The following is a 17,215-nucleotide window of genomic DNA, read 5'->3' as shown; positions in this document are numbered from 1 at the left end:
CACCTCGGATGGACTTCAGGCACCGGCGGTTAGGGGAACGGATGACCAGCAGGGGGAACAGGCTGCGGGGGATCGCGCTGGTTGTCGGGGTTGGGTTGGTGTTGGCGGGGTGTGAGAAGTCGACGGATGGGGTGCCTACTAGTAGTGGGCAGAGTTCGGCGAGTTCTACTGCGAAGCCGTCAGGTTCGAAGGATGCGGATGCGGCGATCTGGGATCCTTGCATCGCGTTACCGGATGAGGCGTTGCAGGCGAGCGGACTCAGCCTGGAGACTCGGACCAAGGACGTCGCCGGTGTAGATCCGACCGGCTGGAAAGCTTGCAGTTGGCGATCTTCGGCCCGCTGGTACACCCTTGCTGTCCTCTCGGGTGATGTGCCTTTGGAACAGTTTCAGCAGCGTCCCGACTACGAGGCGTTTACGCCGGTAACCGTCGGAAGCCGCAAAGGGGTGCGTTTCCTGAAGGTCGGGGACGACAAGCGACTGACTTGTAGCGTCGCTGTCGAGATACCGCAGGGCAGCAAGGCCGGCACCGTGAGTTTCCTAGTCAATACACGACTTTCGGTCGGCAAACTCGGCGAGCCGTGCGATGAGGCCCAGCGGCACGCCAATGATTTCGCAAAGTTCTTGCCTTGAGAAGGGGATGATCATGGCTACCGACGGCGCGCAGGATTGGCAGAAGCTGTTGGATCTGGCTAATGCGGGGGAACTCTCGCTCGACCCTGAAGTCGGCAAGAATCTCGACACGCAGTGCCAGACCTATCTTGACGGACTCGATGATCTCCGCGACATGAGGCTAGAAGTCGACCACGTCACTGGATTCGGCGCCATGCCGTCAGGCCCGATCCTCGAGCAGAAGTTCTCGTTGAAAGCGGCCGGTGGCGGGACGTCCATCGAAGGATCACTCCAAACGCACATGGAGGAAGTCCAACTGATGCGCCAGGTCTTCGCCAAGGCCATCGCGAACTACCATGCGGTCGACGAAGCCACGGGCCAAAAGATCGCTGCAATCGACGTCCCTGGGGAGGGCGGCTCATGAGTCAGGACGACTACCGAGCCCGCATTATCGCGGCTCAACAGCAGTGGAACGACGAACGCACAGCCATCTACTCGCACCGCGGCAAACTCGCTCAGGATCTCGAGCAGGGCTACGATCCGCCGTCGATCACAAACCCTGGCGAGGACCTGTTCGCGATCGAGACCGGCACGCTGCAGAACCTCGTCAGCAAGGTCGAGGCGATGAAACCCGGGCAGGCGTGGGAAGCCTCGCAAATGTGGCAGAACATCAGCGTGTCGTTCCGCGAGAAGTCGAGTGCATTCGGTGACTCCATCAAGGCCACCGTCGCCAACGGATGGCGAGGGCAGGCTGCGAACCAGGCTGTGGAGTCCGTCAGCCGGTACGTCGACCAGTCGCGTCAGCTCACCCTCGCAACCGAACTCATCTCGGTGAAGCTCAACGAGCTCTACACCGGTCTCCATCAAACGCAGGCGCTTATGCCTCGCGCCAGCGACAGCAGCCCCGACCTCGCGGCAAGACACTGCCCAGCGAAGGCGTGCTGAAGGTCGACGACCACAACCAGACCGAGGCAACCGCGGAAGCGCGGCGGGTGCTGCGCACAGTGTATTGGCAGGTCGCGAACCAGACCGACAATGGCGTTCCGGTGGTACCGAACTCGCCGACGCTGGTGAACAATCCGGATCAATCGGTGTCTCCCCCATCGACTTCCTCCGGTCCGACGACATCCTCTGCCACGGGCGATCCGTCGAAACAGCAAGATCCGGCGTCAACCGAGAACCAGGCCGCAGATCCGAAGCAGGATCCGAACTCGACCACCCAACCCGCCGGCCAGAACTCACAGACCAATCCGGCCAGCACGACGACACCGCAATCCACCACGCAGGCAACCAATCCCACGTCGCCTGCTAATACCACTCCGGCCGGCACGCCGAACCCGAACGCTCCGAGCACCACAACGACTCCGGGGACTCCGGTACCCAGCCGCAGCACCTCACCGGGTAGTCCGGCAACTACGCGTTCGCCGGGCAGCCCTGGAAGTCCCGGCACCCCAAGCACTCCCGGCACACCTGCTCCTGGTCGCAGCGTCCCGGGCAGCCCGCAACAGCCCGGGACCGTGGCCCCAGCGGCCGCCCGCACCGGGACAAGCACCGTCGCCGCCGGACGTCCCGGCATGAGCGGCATGCCGATGGCCGGCGCCGCCGGCAAGCAGGACGACGAGGAAAACACCCATCAGACCAAGGATTACTTGATCCGCGATTGGTCCGAAGAACTGCTCGGCGAGCCGACCAAAGCTGTTCCCCCGGTGATCGGGGAAAACTGAGCGTGCGCAGTTGGAGATTCACCGGCCAGGAATTCGACATCCTCTGGTCGGCTTACGATCGCGATCGTCTGCCCTACCCGCTGGCCTTCCGCCCCACTACCGCAGTCGACTGGGAAGACCTTGTGCGGCAACGAGAGTCGGCGGTCGAGGCGCTACTCGGCCAGTATTCGGAGAATCTGGAACTCGCCTTGTCGACGTTGCTGGAGCCCGAAGCACGTGTCGAATCCAAGGCTTTCGGCGGTTCCGGTCTCACCGCGGTGTTCCGATTCCACGGCGCAGTCCGAAACGGATCCGGCGCCACCCTTGTTCAGCTGCCTGGCACCGCCGAAGACACCGGCGGTGACGTGATCATGGGCTTGTGCGCACCGAGCGAGGTGGCCGCAGCGGCGGTGTCGGCCTTGCCCAAGGCCCAGGCGGGCAAGCAACCTGCGGTCAGTTTTCGCAGGGACGAGATCGCCGCGGACCGTCAGCGCTACTCCCGTCGCGCGAACGAGGTCAGCATCAACGATCAACTCAACCGCATGTTCAAACGCGATCGCACCGCAGTCGGCGAGATCACCGTATTTCCAGGACCCGCAATGGATTCCAGACCGACAACCGACGGCCGAGGATTCCTCTGGACCGACTACGCCGACGACGGTCGCTACTACATCAAATCCGGCGACCCGATCGTCGCCACTCCCATGAGCCCCACCTCGATGACCAACGAAATAGCCCGCCTCCTCGACCTGACCCGCCGCTACTACCGCATGGAAAACGAGCAGACCAAAGTCACGTGGTGAAGGGGCTACGGTCCACCCGGTAGGCGTCTACGTCCAGCGCACACCTCAGCGGCCAAATCGTCATAACCGACGGCTAATTCGGCGAGTTGTTCCCAGGCGTCGCCCAGCTCCCACTGCGATGCGCTCGCCAAGGCCGCGAAGGCGCACGCAGTGAGCTGGGCAAGGCGGTCGACCACGGCCCCGACAGTCTCGGTATGTATGTAAGCGGCACCGTGCGAGGGCGGTAGTTGCAGGGTGACCCAGCGATCGATGTCGCGCACCAATCTTGCTCGCTGCACGTCGATTTGATCGATATGCCTGCGGTCGGCGAGAGTCTCGCGTGCGGCATACAACCGTTGGTCGTGCAGATCCGATAGCTCGCGCGCCAAGCGCAACAACGGGTGATCCACCGATAGGTCGCCCCGACAAGCTTGCAGCAGTTGATGTTTCGGTGGCAACGGATCGGTCAGCATCGCGGCTTCCTTGTGGCACAGGAGAGCAGTGCGGGCACTGTGACGGCATCGACAAGGCCGGCTCGCAGAACTATTCGGATCAGGTTGTCCATCCAAAGCCTCGACTCGCATCGCCGTTTCAAGGGTGCGCCCGGCCGACAACGAAACTGTTAGGTTTGAGGTGGACTCCCTAACCGCGTCGACCGGGCGCACATCAAACAAAACACCTGCCAGGGTGGCGATGTGTGCGGCTTCGGGCGGCCCGAATGAACTCCCCCGAATCCCCAGCAAACCTCCCGCGGCAGTTGCCATGATCTACCCGATGCGGGTCGAACGGCCCGCCCGAAGTGGGGAGGACTTCATGCCGGAAACCGGATCTACCCTGCCGCGAAGGCAACTCGGTCGGTATTTGACGGAGTGGCGCAGTCGCGCGGGAATGAGTCAGCAGAAGGCCGCTGAGCTACTGGAGATGGGTTCGAGCAGCTTGCAACGGCTGGAGCGCGGGCAAAACAGTCGGATCAAGGTGCGCGATATCCAGGCGGCGTGCGATCTGTACGGGGTGCCGAGCGAACTGGCTGAAGCGCTCACCGGGCTGGCCCGGCAGGCCAGCGTCAAGAGTTGGTGGCACGAGTACGGCGACCTCATCCCGAAGGACTTTGATGTGTACGTCGGACTAGAAACGGCCGCGGTCGAATTGCGCTCTTATCATCCCGAGCTGATACCAGGCTTATTCCAGACGCCGGACTACCTTCGCGCGCTAGCGGAGCTGTGTCTTCCGGATGCAGATGCAGCAGAACATGACCGATGGATTCAGCTGAGGATGCAGCGGCAGAACATCGTGACACGCAAAACAGGCCCCACCGCGGTCAACGCGCTGATAGGTGAGGCGGCACTGCACCGCATCTCCGGTAGCCGACGAATCATGGCGGCGCAGCTCAAGTGGCTGGCCGACATCAGCACTAGGCCGAACGTCACCATCCGCGTGCTTCCATTCCGCGCGGGATTCCCAGGCGGGGCTTACATAGGGCCGTTCGTCATCTTGGACTTCGGTACGACAGCGACTGGCGAACCGGTAGAACCCACCGTGGTCTTCATCGAAGGCAGCTCGGTCGGCAACCTTTACCTCGAAAAACCGGATGACGTCAGACGCTACGATGAATCGTACGAGGGCATCCGTCAGGCAGCGTTGGATGCCACGGCCAGCAGGAATCTGTTCCGGCAGGTAGCAAGGGAGTATCTAGCGTGACCGTCGATTTAACCGGCGCTGAGTGGTTCAAGAGCAGCCGCAGCAACCCCAACGGCGAATGTGTGGAAGTCGCCTTCCTCGCCGATGGCGCAGTCGGTGTCCGAGACTCCAAGAACCCCAACGGTTCCGCACTGATCTTCGCCCCCGACGAATGGAACGCCTTCACAACTGGAGTCGTCGGTGGAGAGTTCAACCGCCGAAGTCGCTGAAGGCGTCCGGCAGTGAACCGCCCTCGGATCGCGTTGAAACACCCGAGGGCACTTCACTTCTACCTCACTCTGCCACCCAAGCGGGCAGCGGCTCACGCGCCGCCAACCACTCCTCCGGCACCCCACGCATCTCCCCTCGCCGCCCCNTTTTTACAAGCAGAAGACGGCATACGATTTCTAGTACGGTCTCGGGGGCTGGGAGATGTTTAAAAGAGACAGGACCAGCAAATACCGCCGCAAGCGCATCCTGATCAACCCGCCCAAGGCGACGAATTTCCGAATACACCGAACAGGCCATCTCGGTATCGTCAGTCCACTCCCACGGCCCCGCCGGCGGTCGCCCGGCAATCAATTCACTAACAGACCGCCCAGGCACAAAGAACTGCGCACCCAGCGCATCACCAACGGACAAACCCTCCAGGCTGTCCCGAACAGAACTAAAATCCGGCATGCTGCCGCAATAGTGCCAACCACCGACCACAACTGTCTTGCGCTGGTGGCGGACAGCGTGGCGAGTGCGCGCCACTCAGCCGAGCCAGCGATCGATCAGTTCTTTGCGTGGACCACTCACCTGTACAGATGTGGACGAGTCGGCGCGCATGCGCTCTACCAAACGCTCGGAGAGCAGGATTATCGCTTGCGCCACGGGCAGGCCCAACTGATCGGCGAGCAGATCGAGGCGAGCATGGTTCGACTTGTCGTGCGCCAGCTCGGGATCGCTGAGGAGCCGGTCGAGCTCCATCCCGGCTAGTGCCTCGGCGAAGGTCAGCTCCCGATCGGGCAGCCAGCTCAGCATCCAGCTGTCTGTCCCTTCCCGTCGCGACGCCGATTCGGGCGAGACCGCGCTGACCATTCTCGTGTCGTTCACCATCAGGTCGGGATGCACGTCGATAGTGGCGTCCTCGCTGGGTTCGGTATCGACGTCAGCCCCGGTCTTGCCGGTGACTCGCCTCTTGAGCTCGGCCAGACCTGCTTCCACGTCGTAGACGTTCTCGTCGCGCTGCGCGAGGTAGCCGTCCAGCTCGGCGAATGCAGCGGTGATCGAGATCGGCTCGGTGCCTTCGCCCTTATCGGTGCTCATGCCGGCCGCACCCCCTCTGCCTGGGTATCGGTGCCTTCGCCTGCGCTCTGGCGGTACTCCGCTATCAGCTCGACCAGCTCGTCGACCCCGTCGAACGCGACTGTCGCTCGGTCGGGATTCATGATCGCCTCGATCTTCTTGCGGGCCCTGCTCTTATGAGACTGCACGGTCGAGACCGTGCAGTCCAGCACTTCCGCTATCTCGAAGTCCGGCAGCCCCAGCTCCCACGCCAGCATCGCGACCCGGTATTCGGCCTCGGTCAATATGCCGTTGAGCACCTGCAGGAATCGTTCGAGATCGTCGTCGTCGAGCACCCGTTGCAGCGGATCGCGCCGGAGCTCAGGTCCCAGCAGCATGGGGGTATCGGTGTCGAGGTATTCGCCCACCAGCACCTCGGATCTGGAATTCTTGCGCCACACGTCGATCACCCGCCGTCCCGCTATTCGCATGATCAGCTGAACGATCCGCCGGTTCGATTTGTCCCGGAAATCTCGGTCGTACTGCTTCCACACCGCGATGAACACCTGCTGGACGACCTCGTTCGCCTGGTCGGTGTCCCCGTGGAAAGCGCGCCGCGCGAAGCGGAAGACCGCCGGTGCGTAGGTCCGGAACAACTCGTCGAACTGGCGCTCGTCCGCCGGAGACTCGGGGTTGCTGTTCATCTGGCTCGGATCTCTCGTGGCACCGCGGGCTCGGGTAGCCGCCGGGGTCCGTCGCCGACCTCGATGACAAGGGTCGACACCGCATTGCCGCGGCGGGCGACGCTCTTGACCACGGTGCCGACCGGAGCTTCGCGCACGATCATCCGAGTCAGCAAGTGCCGCTGCCAGTTTCGCACACAGTCGAACAGCCGGTACAGGATCAGCGAGCACAGCGGCCCCGCGAACGCAACCGCCGCAGCCCAACTCGCCACGGTTGCACCATCGAAGGCCGAGAACAGCATCATGACCAGTACTCGTCCCGCGGGTGCGCATTCTTGAGACCGCAACGCTCGGTGTCGAAAACGGTCCGTCCGCTATTTGGGATCGGTTGGGGGGTCGGGTTGTTCGTGCACGGTCAGGAGCAGGTGGTCGAACTGGGCGCGCACTTTGACCGGTGCACCGTCGAACCCGTTGATGACGGCAATGAGTTTGGTGGCGAAGGCGCGGAGTTTGGTGTTGGTTTCCTGGGAGCGCCATTGCAGGACGCGGAAGGCTTGTTCGGCGTTGAGGCCGTAGACGAACATCAGCACACCTTTCGCCTGTTCGATCACCGCGCGGGCTTCGACGACTTCGGGCAAGGTGGTGTCGAGGGCTTCACGGTGGCTCTGGTCGAGGCGGTCGGTCAGGTCGATGTAGTAGCCGATGGTTCCTATGGTGGCGCCGGTGTCGTCGTACAGGCGGTCGCCGACGACCAGGACGTGGTGCATGGTCCCGGCCGTGTCGATGATGCGGTGTCGCGAGCAGAACGGCTCGCCGTGCCGGACCCCGGCGGCGAGGGTTTCCGCGACCGTGTCGCGATCGTCGGGATGTTTGTGCGCGAGTAGCAGTTCGGTGGTCGGCGTGACGGCGCCGGGCTCGTAACCGTGCAGTTGGGCGACCTGATCGGACCATTCCCAGCGCTGGTCCGCAAACCAGAATCGGAAGCTGCCGATCAGATACGGGCTGCTGGCGGCAATCTCGTCCAGACTCGGCTGGCCGTTGGTGGGTGCAACAGTCTCGGTCACCCGACGATTATTACCTGTCACCAGCGGTGATGCCGAATTTTCGCCTCGAACTTCTACACCCTTGGGGTGCCGGCTGCTTATCGACAGGGCTGGCGCGACGCGCTACTTGACCTGCTGCCTACGCACCATTTCGGTGATCCAGGTGGGCGCGAACGGGGACGTGCAGTTCGGTGGGGTCGGGTAGTCCTTCAGCACCTGGAGGCGTTGGCCGATGTCGAGGGCGCGGGCGCGGTGCTCGGCGTGCTCGATGCCGATCTGTGCGAGGCAGTGATTCATCGCCCACTGCAAGCGATCCGGTGCTGCTTTCATCTCCGCCTCGATTACGTCGAGCAGCCCGGCGAGGTCGAGGCCGTCGGGTTGCTTGGCGACGCGTTCGGTGGTGAGCGCCCAGCCCGCGCTCGCGACCACGGGATCCGGGTCGGCGAGCCAGGCCAGGCGCAGCTCTTCGGCGTGTGGGTTCTTCTTCACGACGTAGTTGACGAGCCAGTCGTGCACCTTGGGTGTGCGCGCCTGACGCACCATGGCGTCCAACTCGGCACGGTCGAAGACTTTCGGGCGGCAGATCAAGGTCGCCAGCAGTTTCGCGGCGGTGTCGTCGGTCGCCCAGAGCTCGCGTGCGAGGTCCTGCTGCGTTTTCAGCTGCTTCGCGAGCGCGCGCAGTTTGCTGAGGTTCACGCCGTGGTCGTCACCGTGTTTCTCGTTCACCGCGCGTGCTCGCGGATCCTCGAGCGCGGACAGCTCGGCCAGCACCTCGGCTACTGTCGTTTCGGCCACCGCCGCCTCCTGTCCGTCGCATGGGAGGTTCAGCGTAGTTATCCGCTGGCGGTTTTGGTGTGCAGGTAGAGGTCGCGTAGCAGGCAGACCTCGGACAGGTGGTGGATCAGTTCGCGGTGGATGTGCAGTACCAGATCGGCCATGGCGAGCTCCGGGTAAGGCTCCTTGTCGCCGACCGGAACTCGGAGTCCGTCCGCACCGAGGTTGTGCACGCCGGTCAACCAGGTGTCGAGCTGGGTTTCGAGTTGGTCGAGCGCGGTGGCCGCGGTGCCTGCGTACTCCCAGGTTTCGTAGGACGCCGCCGGTGCGCCGAAGTGTGCCGCGTTGCGGGCGGCGAGCACGCCGACGATGACGTGACCGAGTCGCCAGGCGATCGTGGTGAATGGTGCGGGAGTCGGCGGCGGGAAGGCGTAGTCGATTGTGAAATCTCCGGCGCCGGCTTGTACGGGCGCCGTCGAGGTGCCGCGCGGTCGCACGCTCCACGCGTTCGGGACCGGTGACCAGGAGTACTCGTCATCGGTGAGACCTTCGAGCCGGGCTCGGATCTGATGATTCCAGTGGAACTCCCACTGCTCGCGCAGCGTCCGGTTCCAGTCGATTTCGTCTGCGTTCATGACGCCATCCTGACAGCGGTAGCGGACAGAATCGGTCCGCAATATTCAGTGTCGGCACGCCTACGGGTTCAAGGATCGCGGGCTGTACCGCCACGACCTGCCGGGACTGATGTCCGCCGGTTTCCCCACACCCAACGATTTCCGGACCTCGCCGATGAACCGGTCTCGGCACTCCTGCTGGTGTCGACGCGCGACGTACCAGGTTTCGTCCGGTGGCACAGGGCCGTTGAACGCCACGGTCATCGCGTCGACATCGGCGAAATGCAGTTGCTCTGCGGCGGTGACGACCTCGCGCGGAGCGATCAGACGCAGCCTGGAGAGGCTCGTCATCGCACGCCTGCAGGCGGCGTCCGAACTCTCCTTCTGCTCGGCCAATCCGGCGTGGTCGTCCGCCGCACGCAGTTCCAGCGTCCGCGGCGAGCGCGTGGCGAAGCTCGCCTCGACGTACTCCACGTAGGCCTCCACCAGGGAGTCTCGCAGCCAGCGGCGATGTTCACGTCGACCGGTGACGTACAGCGTTCCGAACGACAGGATCGCCGCCAAGGTGGCGGCAATCGCACTGAGAATGGACGGAAGCTGTGCCATGGGGACCTGCTGTCGGTCGAAACCGTTGCACTACAGCGTAATGCGAGCATCGGGTTCACGGAATTGCCGGCGACGCGACGACCGGACGCGATCCAGGCGCATCTCTGATTAGACTGGCGCCCGGCCCATTTGGGTGAAGGGGGATACTATGCGCCGAACACGGCGACCTGTCATCGTGCTGCCGCTACTGGCGGTTGTCCTATCGCTCGCGGCCGGGCACGCCTCGGCGGACAGCGGCTCGTACAATCTCGAATTCCCACCGGCGCCAGCACGTTTCACCGAATACCCCGCTGGCACACCACAGATCCCCGCGGAGATCGCCAACCAGCGCTTGCACTGGAAGCCGTGCATCGAGACCGGGCTGATCGCCGCGGTGAACGGCAATCCTGAGGCCGGTGTCCGCGCTCCCCTGCTCCACAGGCTCGATTGTGCGACGGTCCGCACCCCACTGGATTGGACACAACCCGACGCCGGTCCGGTCGCGACGTTCGAGATCTCACGATTAGCCGCCCGACAGCCGGCAGGCCGACCACGTCAGTTGCTGACCAGCCCGGGCGGTCCGGGGGCCGGTTCGTTGATCAACCCGGCTGAGTGGGCGGCCGCGATTCCCGAACTGCTGGACACCTATGACCTGCTGGGCTTCGATCCGCGTGGCACCCGCCTGTCCAGCACCGACCAGGTCTGCGACGCAAACGTTTCGGGCGATCCGCTGCTGCTCGGCACCGGTCGCAACGACCGCACCGACGTGCTGGACTTCTCGACCGAATCGGTGCGACTCCAGCTGGGGCAGGCCCGCGATTGGGTGCGCTCATGCGTCGACCGCACCCCGGCCGATACCGCCCGAACCATCACCTACTGGCAGACCGTCCGGGATCTGGACCTGGTACGCGAGCTCTTGGGCGCCCCGACCTGGAGCTACCTCGGCGTTTCCCAGGGCACCCTGCTCGGCGCCGAACTGGCTCGAACGTTCCCCGACCGCCTCGACCGCGTGGTCCTCGATTCGGTAGTCGACCCGACCGTATCCAGCGCGGCAGCCTACGCCGAACGAGTCCTGCGCCAGCAGAACGTGATCGAGCAGCGGTTCGCACCGTGGCTAGCCGCGCGCGGCACGGTATTCGGCGACAACACCGACGCGGTTCTCACGGCGTTGCGAAAGCTGCGCGCCGACCTCACCGCACACCCGATCGCGCTGCCGTTCGATCGAACCTTCAGCGGCAACGATCTCAACACCCTGTTCTTCGGCGTCGACAACAGCCCCTATGAGGCGCTGGAACGCAAGCTACTGACCTTGCGCACCGCGGTCGACTCTCCCACGCCTGCCGCACAGATCAACGCCGCCATGGCATTTCGGGTCCCGCGACTACTGGAGGAGCTCGCCCAGGACGTCTTGGCCGCCGGTTCACGCGTCGGCTGGTGGACCGCTCGCAACTGCAATATCGGCGCATGGAGCCACGACCTCGATCACATCGTCGACACCGCACGACAACTCGCCGCTCGCGCGCCGTTGACCTACCTCGGTATGAACTTCACCGCCGCGTGTGCGTTCTGGCCCGAATCCCACACGGGCACAAGCCCCGTGGGCTACGACAAGATCGGCTCCGCAGTGCTCATCGCCAACGAGAGGGACCCCGTCACGCCGATCTCGGGAGCCCGCGCCGTCCGCGCGCTGATCCCCACCGCACGGCTGGTCACCGTGGTCGGCACACCCGGTCATCTCGTGCTGCCGCAACGACCCAAGGGATTTCCCGCAGCGATCCCCGGCACCAGTTCGTGCGCCCGCATCATCGCGGTGGACTATCTCGTCCACGGACGAATCCCCGAATCCGACACACCGTGCCAGCCGGGCTGACCGTCCCCTGGACATGAAACTGCCCCAAGGTTGCCGTCGAAGCCAACCTCGGGGCAGGGATCGCACGAACCGCGGATGCCTGCAGGTGTTGTCACCCGCGACCCTTTACCTACCGGAGGAAACCCGGAGCGCCCGCCACGCCGCCGACACAGTCGGAACCCGCGAAATCCGCGGCAGCGAGGGACACCGAAAGAAACCCCACAACCACTACATCGCCCCTCCCCCACAATCCGTTAACAAAATCTCTCGGAGACTTTCCTGAACCCACTCGGCGCAGCTCACAGCAGGCGTTCCAGGAGGAGGAGGGTGCCGATGATGATCATGGCTATGCCGGAGATGCGGGTGACCAGGCGGGCGGCGGTGGGGCGGGCGCGGAGGACGGTGCGGGCGAGGGTGCCGACGCAGAGGTAGATGGCGGCGCAGCTGAGGGTGTGGATGAGGCCGAGGGTGCCGATTTGGGCGGCTAGGGGCCAGGAGCCGGTGCGGTCGGTGAACTGTGGGAGCAGGGCGAGGAAGAGCAGGATGGCTTTGGGGTTGAGGCCGCTGATGCCGATGCCGCGCAGGACGCTGGCGCCCCACGGGGCGGGGTTGGTCTGTTCGGGGAGGGTGGCGGGGGTGCCGGCGGTGGCGAGGGTGGTGCCGCCGAGCCACATCAGGGAGAGGCCGCCGAAGACGGTAAGTGCGGTCAGCACAACGGGATTGCGGTCGACGACCGCGGCGACACCGGCCGCGACGACTGCGGTCAGTGCGACGTAACCGAGCAGCAGTCCCCCGACGGCGGGCAGCACCGAACGTTCCCGCAGACCTGCGGCGATCGCGTAGGCCCAGTCCGCCCCGGGCACGAGGATCAGCAGGACCGAGACGGTCCAGAACGCGGCGATGTACCCGACTGCCATGCGGAGTTGCTCCCTTCGAATGAATACCCGCAGGAAGAATAGGCGGGATCGACGGGGAGGTGATTCCAAGTATTCGCAGTTGAGCGACCGTTTGTGGAAGGATCTTCCGCATGGATCGCGTCGACCGGAAGATTCTTGCGGAGCTACAGCACAACGGGCGTTTGACGATCACCGAACTCGCCGCCCGGGTACGGCTGAGCCTGTCGCCGTGTCACCGTCGGCTGCGGGAGTTGGAACGAACCGGTGTGATCCGCGGTTACCGCGCGCTGGTCGACGCGGCAGCTGTCGGGCTGACATTCGAGGCGCTGGTTTTCGTCACCATGCGCCAGGAGGATCGCACGACGGTGGCCGCGTTCGAGCAGGCCGTCGCGGAGATACCGCATGTATTGCAGGCTCAACGATTGTTCGGAGATCCGGATTTTCTGCTGCGCATCGTCGCGGCGGATCTGCCTGCGTTCCAACAGCTTTACGACGAGAAGCTGGCCACGCTGCCCGGCGTGCAGCACTTGACGTCGACGCTGGTGATGAAACATGTGGTGCACGAGCGGCCGGTGCCGCTGTAATGAGAACCGGCGCTAGCGCCGCCTGCGCGGCAACTCAGTTCGCCTGCACCGCAACTCAGTACGGATAGCGCTGTTCGACAGCGTCTTTAGCTTCTTTGAGCCCGCAGCCGGTCAGCTCTCGATACCGCTTGATCGCATGAATCTTCTTGCCATCAGCCAGAAGTGCGTCGATCTCGGCGAAGCTGAAGGATGCGGGTCGAGCGTGAGAAGACACAACCCGGACCGGCTCGGCGGGCATGGGCGGCAGCTCCTGGATCCCCAGATGCTCGAGGATCAGATCCGTTTTGAAGTTCAGCGCATCAATCTTCCGCTCGAGGCGGCGGCGGGCAAACATGATCGAATCGTAGTGACCGCCGCCGTGTCCCGATAACTAGGCGGCGCCGAGCAGCGCTTCGGCGAGGTTGGCTGCGGTGTCGAAGGCGACGAAATCGCCGGCGACCGCCAGCAACCGGTCGACACAGCGAGGACCGGTGACCAGCCGAATCCGGCGATCGGTGTGCTCGGCCCAGCTTCGCGCCTCGATCAGCACGTGCAGGCCGGCGACGCCGAAGAACGTCACCTGGGACAGATCGACGACCACCAGTGGCGCAGCGGTATTGAGCGACCCGATCAGTTGGGACCGGAACTGGTCGACGGTATAGAAGTCCACTTCACCCGCGACGGCACACAGCGTTACTGTCTCGCTCGGCGCGGTCACGGAAACATGCAGTCGAGCTTCCGGTTCGGTACGACTCGGCAACACTGCTCGACTCGGTGCCACACCTCGACTCGCCCTGGGGTCGGGTCTCGACGTGGTGGTTGCGGGGCTTGCAGGAGTAGCAAGAGTTGACGACATGCGGATCTCGGTCCTGTCGCGCACGGCAATTGACGTCTATTGCCGGCAATGCGTTGCGTCCCGGGCTGACAATGAGCACCAGAACTAGGCTGTTCGCTCAACCCTGAAGGCGGGTTACCCATTCCACACCCGACCTACACCTAATCGGTGCAGATTTATTTCCTGTTGGAACGAAAGAAGCCACCGCGCACTGCGCGATGGCTTCTCTCAGCTCTGTCGAGGGGACTACGCCGACTTCTCCCGGCGTTCGGCCCGCTGTGCCTTGCGGGGCACGATGGTCGGCAGCACGTTCTCGGTGACGGTGTCGGAGTCGACGACCACCTTGGCGACGTCGTCGCGGCTGGGGATGTCGTACATCACCGGCAGCAGGACTTCCTCCATGATGGCGCGCAGGCCACGAGCACCTGTGCCGCGCAGGATCGCCTGGTCGGCGATCGCTTCGAGGGCGTCGGTGGTGAACTCGAGGTCGACCCCGTCCATCTCGAACAGCCGGACGTACTGCTTGACCAGTGCGTTCTTCGGTTCGGAAAGGATCTTGACCAGCGATTCCTTGTCCAGGTTGGTCACCGAGGCGACAACCGGCAGGCGCCCGATGAACTCGGGGATCAGACCGAACTTGATCAGATCCTCCGGCATCACCTCGGCGAAGTGATCGGCGGTGTCGATCTCGGACTTGGACCGGACCTCGGAGCCGAAACCGATGCCGCGATGGCCGGTGCGCTCGGAGACGATCCGCTCGAGACCCGCGAACGCGCCCGCCACGATGAACAGCACGTTGGTGGTGTCGATCTGAATGAACTCCTGGTGCGGGTGCTTGCGCCCACCCTGCGGCGGCACGCTCGCCTGGGTGCCCTCCAGGATCTTCAGCAGCGCCTGCTGCACGCCCTCACCGGAGACATCGCGGGTGATCGACGGGTTCTCGCTCTTGCGGGCGATCTTGTCGACCTCGTCGATGTAGATGATGCCGGTCTCGGCGCGCTTCACGTCGTAATCCGCGGCCTGGATCAGCTTCAGCAGGATGTTCTCGACGTCCTCGCCGACGTAGCCGGCCTCCGTCAGCGCTGTCGCATCGGCGATGGCGAACGGGACGTTGAGCATCTTGGCCAGCGTCTGCGCGAGGTAGGTCTTGCCGCAGCCGGTGGGCCCGAGCATGAGGATGTTCGACTTGGTCAGCTCGACGACCTCGCCGCGGCTGTCGCGGCCCTTGTCGCCGGCCTGGATGCGCTTGTAATGGTTGTAGACGGCCACCGCGAGCGTGCGCTTGGCGGTGTCCTGCCCGATCACGTAGTTCTCCAGGAAGTCCCGGATCTCCGCGGGCTTGGGCAACTCATCGAGCTTGACCTCGCTGGACTCGGCGAGCTCCTCCTCGATGATCTCGTTGCATAGATCGATGCACTCGTCGCAGATGTACACCCCTGGTCCCGCAATGAGCTTCTTGACCTGCTTCTGGCTCTTTCCGCAGAACGAGCACTTGAGCAGATCGCCGCCATCTCCGATGCGCGCCATCTCGTGGGTCCCTACTTCCTTGTCCGCGTGCAACCGTCCGTCCAGGTTGCCAGCTATCTGCCGCCTTGCTTGTCCGCGCCACCGGCTGTGATCGCAAACGCATCGACCGGTTCCGGCGGGTGAGGCAGTGCTGTCAACCGGGAGCAAAGGTCCCTAGGTTGACCGTACCTGGTGTGTGCGATGGAGGTCGACAACTCGAGCATGTTTCTCCGCCGGGTTGTGCGAGTTCTCACGACACCGGAGCGCGTTACGTCCGTTCAGCAGCCATTTCGTGCGCCGGCCGCTTGTTTCATCGGGGCTGTGGACCCGAGCGTTTCCGGGCCCGCCGTGTCACTGGAGCAGTCCGGCCGGGCAGCACGCCACTGGGCGCACTTCCCGGCCGGATATCCCTGGGGTACAGCAATTTACGAGCGAATCGCCGCCGGGGTCGGCGATTCGCACGACGCGATCACTTCTTCTGCGCGCTGAGCTTGCGGTAATCGAACACCTGGTCGATGATCCCGTATTCCTTGGCGTCTTCGGCCGTGAGGATCTTGTCGCGGTCGGTGTCCTTGCGGATCTGATCCGCGTCCTTACCGGTGTGGCGGGCCAGCGTGGTCTCCATCAGGCGACGCATGCGCTCGATCTCGGCGGCCTGGATCTCCAGATCCGACACCTGACCCTGGATGCCACCCTCGAGCGACGGCTGGTGGATCAGCACGCGGGCGTTGGGCAGGCAGGCGCGCTTGCCGGGGGTACCGGCGGCGAGCAGCACGGCGGCGGCCGAGGCGGCCTGGCCGAGGCAGACAGTCGCGACATCGGCACGCACGTACTGCATGGTGTCGTAGATGGCCATCAGCGAGGTGAACGAGCCACCGGGCGAGTTGATGTACATGGTGATGTCACGGTCGGGGTCGAGCGACTCCAGCACCAGCAGCTGCGCCATGACATCGTTCGCCGAGGCGTCGTCCACCTGCACGCCGAGGAAGATGATGCGCTCCTCGAACAGCTTGTTGTACGGGTTCGATTCCTTGACGCCGAAGCTCGAGTGCTCGATGAACGACGGCAGGATGTAGCGCGACTGGACGCCCTGCGGTGCCATACCGCCGAGGCCTGCGCGTGGGTCAAACTGGTTGGCCATCTTCGTCTCCAAAGTCTGTGTGGGAAAGCGGCTGATGCGCTGAACGGACGAAAGAGTCCGGATGGCGCCTAGTTGCCTGCGCCGTTGGCCTGGTTCGCATGGCCGATCACGTGATCGATGAAGCCGTACTCGAGCGCCTGCTTGGCGGTGAACCAGCGGTCGCGGTCGGCGTCGATGGTGACCTGTTCCACGGACTTGCCGGTGTGCAGCGCCTGCAGCTCGTTGAGCTCGCGCTTGGTGTGCGCGAACTGCTCGGCCATGATCGCGATGTCGGCGGCGGAACCACCGATGCCCGCCGACGGCTGGTGCATCATGATCCGCGCGTGTGGCAGTGCGTGGCGCTTGCCCTTGGTGCCTGCGGTGAGCAGGAACTGCCCCATCGACGCGGCCAAGCCCATGCCGAACGTGGCGATATCGCACTCGGCGAACTGCATGGTGTCGTAGATGGCCATACCGGCGGTCACCGAACCACCGGGCGAGTTGATGTAGAGCTTGATGTCCTTGGACGCATCCTCCGCCGAGAGCAGCAGGATCTGCGCGCAGATCTTGTTCGCGATGTCGTCGTCGACCTGGGTGCCGAGGAAGATGATGCGCTCGCGAAGCAGTCGCTCGTACACCGAATCGCTGAGGTTGAGACCAGCAGTCGGGGATGTCATGACGACCCCTGCCTGATTGACTGTCACG

General features: G+C 64.1%; 24 protein-coding genes. 9 read left to right on the top strand and 15 right to left on the bottom strand.

Features of this window, described 5'->3' with window-relative positions; translation table 11 throughout:
* Nucleotides 1-41: 41 nt before the first annotated feature.
* From DBO33_RS10025 to DBO33_RS10015, 3 genes are read left to right on the top strand one after another with little or no spacing between them, the layout of a single operon-like run.
* Entirely contained in the window at nucleotides 42-632 is a 591-nt protein-coding gene (locus DBO33_RS10025; protein WP_159080190.1) for a DUF3558 domain-containing protein, read from the top strand.
* 13 nt (nucleotides 633-645) lie between these two features.
* Nucleotides 646-1,035, top strand: coding sequence for a hypothetical protein (locus DBO33_RS10020; protein ID WP_159080189.1), 390 nt, complete (start codon nucleotides 646-648; stop codon nucleotides 1,033-1,035).
* Nucleotides 1,032-1,556, top strand: coding sequence for a PPE domain-containing protein (locus tag DBO33_RS10015; protein ID WP_107654781.1), 525 nt, complete (start codon nucleotides 1,032-1,034; stop codon nucleotides 1,554-1,556). Before DBO33_RS10020 ends, DBO33_RS10015 begins: the two co-directional genes overlap by 4 nt.
* A gap of 139 nt (nucleotides 1,557-1,695) precedes the next feature.
* On the opposite strand, the gene DBO33_RS10010 is transcribed toward DBO33_RS10015, so the two are convergent.
* The gene (locus DBO33_RS10010; RefSeq protein WP_159080188.1) at nucleotides 1,696-2,079 is read right to left on the bottom strand and encodes a hypothetical protein; all 384 of its coding nucleotides are present in this window, start codon (nucleotides 2,077-2,079) and stop codon (nucleotides 1,696-1,698) included.
* Between the two features lie 49 nt (nucleotides 2,080-2,128).
* On the opposite strand from DBO33_RS10010, the gene DBO33_RS42655 reads away from it, so the two are divergent.
* Both DBO33_RS42655 and DBO33_RS10005 read left to right on the top strand, forming a co-directional pair.
* Nucleotides 2,129-2,335 carry a hypothetical protein gene (locus tag DBO33_RS42655; protein WP_159080187.1) on the top strand — a complete coding sequence of 69 codons (207 nt, stop codon included), beginning with the start codon at nucleotides 2,129-2,131 and terminating at the stop codon, nucleotides 2,333-2,335.
* A gap of 2 nt (nucleotides 2,336-2,337) precedes the next feature.
* A complete protein-coding gene (locus DBO33_RS10005; protein WP_107654779.1) occupies nucleotides 2,338-3,117 on the top strand; it encodes an ESX secretion-associated protein EspG in 780 nt (259 codons plus the stop codon).
* A 5-nt stretch (nucleotides 3,118-3,122) separates the two neighbouring features.
* On the opposite strand, the gene DBO33_RS10000 is transcribed toward DBO33_RS10005, so the two are convergent.
* A complete protein-coding gene (locus DBO33_RS10000; protein WP_107654778.1) occupies nucleotides 3,123-3,569 on the bottom strand; it encodes a DUF4254 domain-containing protein in 447 nt (148 codons plus the stop codon).
* 289 nt (nucleotides 3,570-3,858) lie between these two features.
* On the opposite strand from DBO33_RS10000, the gene DBO33_RS09995 reads away from it, so the two are divergent.
* Both DBO33_RS09995 and DBO33_RS09990 read left to right on the top strand, forming a co-directional pair.
* A complete protein-coding gene (locus DBO33_RS09995; RefSeq protein WP_325050707.1) occupies nucleotides 3,859-4,794 on the top strand; it encodes a helix-turn-helix domain-containing protein in 936 nt (311 codons plus the stop codon).
* Complete coding sequence (locus DBO33_RS09990) at nucleotides 4,791-5,003, top strand: DUF397 domain-containing protein (RefSeq protein ID WP_107654777.1); 213 nt, start codon at nucleotides 4,791-4,793, stop codon at nucleotides 5,001-5,003. The genes DBO33_RS09995 and DBO33_RS09990 overlap by 4 nt, the downstream gene beginning before the upstream one ends.
* Before the next feature lie 526 nt (nucleotides 5,004-5,529).
* Here the strand turns inward: DBO33_RS09990 and DBO33_RS43520 are convergent.
* The 7 genes from DBO33_RS43520 to DBO33_RS09955 all read right to left on the bottom strand — a co-directional run bounded on the left by DBO33_RS43520 (nucleotide 5,530) and on the right by DBO33_RS09955 (nucleotide 9,762).
* Nucleotides 5,530-6,084 (bottom strand): hypothetical protein, encoded by a 555-nt coding sequence (locus DBO33_RS43520; RefSeq protein ID WP_199856571.1) that lies wholly within the window; start codon nucleotides 6,082-6,084, stop codon nucleotides 5,530-5,532.
* Nucleotides 6,081-6,746 carry an RNA polymerase sigma factor gene (locus DBO33_RS09975; protein ID WP_159080186.1) on the bottom strand — a complete coding sequence of 222 codons (666 nt, stop codon included), beginning with the start codon at nucleotides 6,744-6,746 and terminating at the stop codon, nucleotides 6,081-6,083. The genes DBO33_RS43520 and DBO33_RS09975 overlap by 4 nt, the downstream gene beginning before the upstream one ends.
* Nucleotides 6,743-6,997, bottom strand: coding sequence for a hypothetical protein (locus DBO33_RS42650; protein WP_159080185.1), 255 nt, complete (start codon nucleotides 6,995-6,997; stop codon nucleotides 6,743-6,745). The genes DBO33_RS09975 and DBO33_RS42650 overlap by 4 nt, the downstream gene beginning before the upstream one ends.
* A 102-nt stretch (nucleotides 6,998-7,099) precedes the next feature.
* Complete coding sequence (locus DBO33_RS09970; protein ID WP_107654775.1) at nucleotides 7,100-7,789, bottom strand: PAS and ANTAR domain-containing protein; 690 nt, start codon at nucleotides 7,787-7,789, stop codon at nucleotides 7,100-7,102.
* Nucleotides 7,790-7,891: 102 nt separating this feature from the next.
* Nucleotides 7,892-8,563, bottom strand: coding sequence for a DNA alkylation repair protein (locus tag DBO33_RS09965; RefSeq protein ID WP_107654774.1), 672 nt, complete (start codon nucleotides 8,561-8,563; stop codon nucleotides 7,892-7,894).
* 38 nt (nucleotides 8,564-8,601) lie between these two features.
* Nucleotides 8,602-9,177: a DinB family protein gene (locus DBO33_RS09960; RefSeq protein WP_107654773.1), complete on the bottom strand. Its 576-nt coding sequence runs from the start codon at nucleotides 9,175-9,177 to the stop codon at nucleotides 8,602-8,604.
* A 60-nt stretch (nucleotides 9,178-9,237) separates the two neighbouring features.
* Complete coding sequence (locus DBO33_RS09955) at nucleotides 9,238-9,762, bottom strand: hypothetical protein (RefSeq protein ID WP_107654772.1); 525 nt, start codon at nucleotides 9,760-9,762, stop codon at nucleotides 9,238-9,240.
* A 148-nt stretch (nucleotides 9,763-9,910) separates the two neighbouring features.
* Here DBO33_RS09955 and DBO33_RS09950 point away from each other — a divergent pair, with 148 nt between their 5' ends.
* On the top strand, nucleotides 9,911-11,611 hold the full coding sequence (locus DBO33_RS09950) for an alpha/beta hydrolase (RefSeq protein WP_107654771.1): 1,701 nt from the start codon (nucleotides 9,911-9,913) through the stop codon (nucleotides 11,609-11,611).
* 278 nt (nucleotides 11,612-11,889) lie between these two features.
* Here DBO33_RS09950 and DBO33_RS09945 read toward each other — a convergent pair whose 3' ends face one another.
* Nucleotides 11,890-12,507, bottom strand: a complete 618-nt coding sequence (locus tag DBO33_RS09945) for a LysE family translocator (protein WP_107654770.1) — start codon at nucleotides 12,505-12,507, stop codon at nucleotides 11,890-11,892.
* Nucleotides 12,508-12,617: 110 nt separating this feature from the next.
* Here DBO33_RS09945 and DBO33_RS09940 point away from each other — a divergent pair, with 110 nt between their 5' ends.
* On the top strand, nucleotides 12,618-13,070 hold the full coding sequence (locus tag DBO33_RS09940) for an Lrp/AsnC family transcriptional regulator (protein ID WP_107654769.1): 453 nt from the start codon (nucleotides 12,618-12,620) through the stop codon (nucleotides 13,068-13,070).
* A 55-nt stretch (nucleotides 13,071-13,125) separates the two neighbouring features.
* Here the strand turns inward: DBO33_RS09940 and DBO33_RS09935 are convergent, their stop codons facing one another.
* The 5 genes from DBO33_RS09935 to DBO33_RS09915 all read right to left on the bottom strand — a co-directional run bounded on the left by DBO33_RS09935 (nucleotide 13,126) and on the right by DBO33_RS09915 (nucleotide 17,187).
* Nucleotides 13,126-13,404, bottom strand: coding sequence for a ribosomal protein bL12 (locus tag DBO33_RS09935; protein ID WP_107654768.1), 279 nt, complete (start codon nucleotides 13,402-13,404; stop codon nucleotides 13,126-13,128).
* 36 nt (nucleotides 13,405-13,440) lie between these two features.
* The gene (locus DBO33_RS09930) at nucleotides 13,441-13,767 is read right to left on the bottom strand and encodes an STAS domain-containing protein (RefSeq protein ID WP_234390761.1); all 327 of its coding nucleotides are present in this window, start codon (nucleotides 13,765-13,767) and stop codon (nucleotides 13,441-13,443) included.
* 363 nt (nucleotides 13,768-14,130) lie between these two features.
* Complete coding sequence (clpX, locus tag DBO33_RS09925; RefSeq protein WP_107654767.1) at nucleotides 14,131-15,411, bottom strand: ATP-dependent Clp protease ATP-binding subunit ClpX; 1,281 nt, start codon at nucleotides 15,409-15,411, stop codon at nucleotides 14,131-14,133.
* Nucleotides 15,412-15,859: 448 nt separating this feature from the next.
* A complete protein-coding gene (locus DBO33_RS09920; RefSeq protein WP_107654766.1) occupies nucleotides 15,860-16,531 on the bottom strand; it encodes an ATP-dependent Clp protease proteolytic subunit in 672 nt (223 codons plus the stop codon).
* 68 nt (nucleotides 16,532-16,599) lie between these two features.
* A complete protein-coding gene (locus tag DBO33_RS09915) occupies nucleotides 16,600-17,187 on the bottom strand; it encodes an ATP-dependent Clp protease proteolytic subunit (protein ID WP_107654765.1) in 588 nt (195 codons plus the stop codon).
* Nucleotides 17,188-17,215 lie beyond the last annotated feature (28 nt).

This window comes from Nocardia suismassiliense (genome assembly GCF_900269665.1).
Lineage (GTDB): Bacteria > Actinomycetota > Actinomycetes > Mycobacteriales > Mycobacteriaceae > Nocardia > Nocardia suismassiliense.
The sequence above is the reverse complement of the archived record's forward strand: the minus strand, read 5'-3'. Positions and strand labels throughout refer to the sequence as shown.

Bases quoted from the DNA above. Each gene is read 5' to 3' on its own strand.
- DBO33_RS09945 (WP_107654770.1), bottom strand. From the start codon at position 12,507: ATGGCAGTCGGGTACATCGCCGCGTTCTGGACCGTCTCGGTCCTGCTG.
- DBO33_RS10015 (WP_107654781.1), top strand. From the start codon at position 1,032: ATGAGTCAGGACGACTACCGAGCCCGCATTATCGCGGCTCAACAGCAG.
- DBO33_RS10000 (WP_107654778.1), bottom strand. From the start codon at position 3,569: ATGCTGACCGATCCGTTGCCACCGAAACATCAACTGCTGCAAGCTTGT.
- DBO33_RS09955 (WP_107654772.1), bottom strand. From the start codon at position 9,762: ATGGCACAGCTTCCGTCCATTCTCAGTGCGATTGCCGCCACCTTGGCG.
- clpX (WP_107654767.1), bottom strand. From the start codon at position 15,411: ATGGCGCGCATCGGAGATGGCGGCGATCTGCTCAAGTGCTCGTTCTGC.
- DBO33_RS09950 (WP_107654771.1), top strand. From the start codon at position 9,911: ATGCGCCGAACACGGCGACCTGTCATCGTGCTGCCGCTACTGGCGGTT.
- DBO33_RS09940 (WP_107654769.1), top strand. From the start codon at position 12,618: ATGGATCGCGTCGACCGGAAGATTCTTGCGGAGCTACAGCACAACGGG.
- DBO33_RS09960 (WP_107654773.1), bottom strand. From the start codon at position 9,177: ATGAACGCAGACGAAATCGACTGGAACCGGACGCTGCGCGAGCAGTGG.
- DBO33_RS09935 (WP_107654768.1), bottom strand. From the start codon at position 13,404: ATGTTTGCCCGCCGCCGCCTCGAGCGGAAGATTGATGCGCTGAACTTC.
- DBO33_RS09920 (WP_107654766.1), bottom strand. From the start codon at position 16,531: ATGGCCAACCAGTTTGACCCACGCGCAGGCCTCGGCGGTATGGCACCG.
- DBO33_RS10020 (WP_159080189.1), top strand. From the start codon at position 646: ATGGCTACCGACGGCGCGCAGGATTGGCAGAAGCTGTTGGATCTGGCT.
- DBO33_RS09995 (WP_325050707.1), top strand. From the start codon at position 3,859: ATGATCTACCCGATGCGGGTCGAACGGCCCGCCCGAAGTGGGGAGGAC.
- DBO33_RS43520 (WP_199856571.1), bottom strand. From the start codon at position 6,084: ATGAGCACCGATAAGGGCGAAGGCACCGAGCCGATCTCGATCACCGCT.
- DBO33_RS09975 (WP_159080186.1), bottom strand. From the start codon at position 6,746: ATGAACAGCAACCCCGAGTCTCCGGCGGACGAGCGCCAGTTCGACGAG.
- DBO33_RS10025 (WP_159080190.1), top strand. From the start codon at position 42: ATGACCAGCAGGGGGAACAGGCTGCGGGGGATCGCGCTGGTTGTCGGG.
- DBO33_RS09915 (WP_107654765.1), bottom strand. From the start codon at position 17,187: ATGACATCCCCGACTGCTGGTCTCAACCTCAGCGATTCGGTGTACGAG.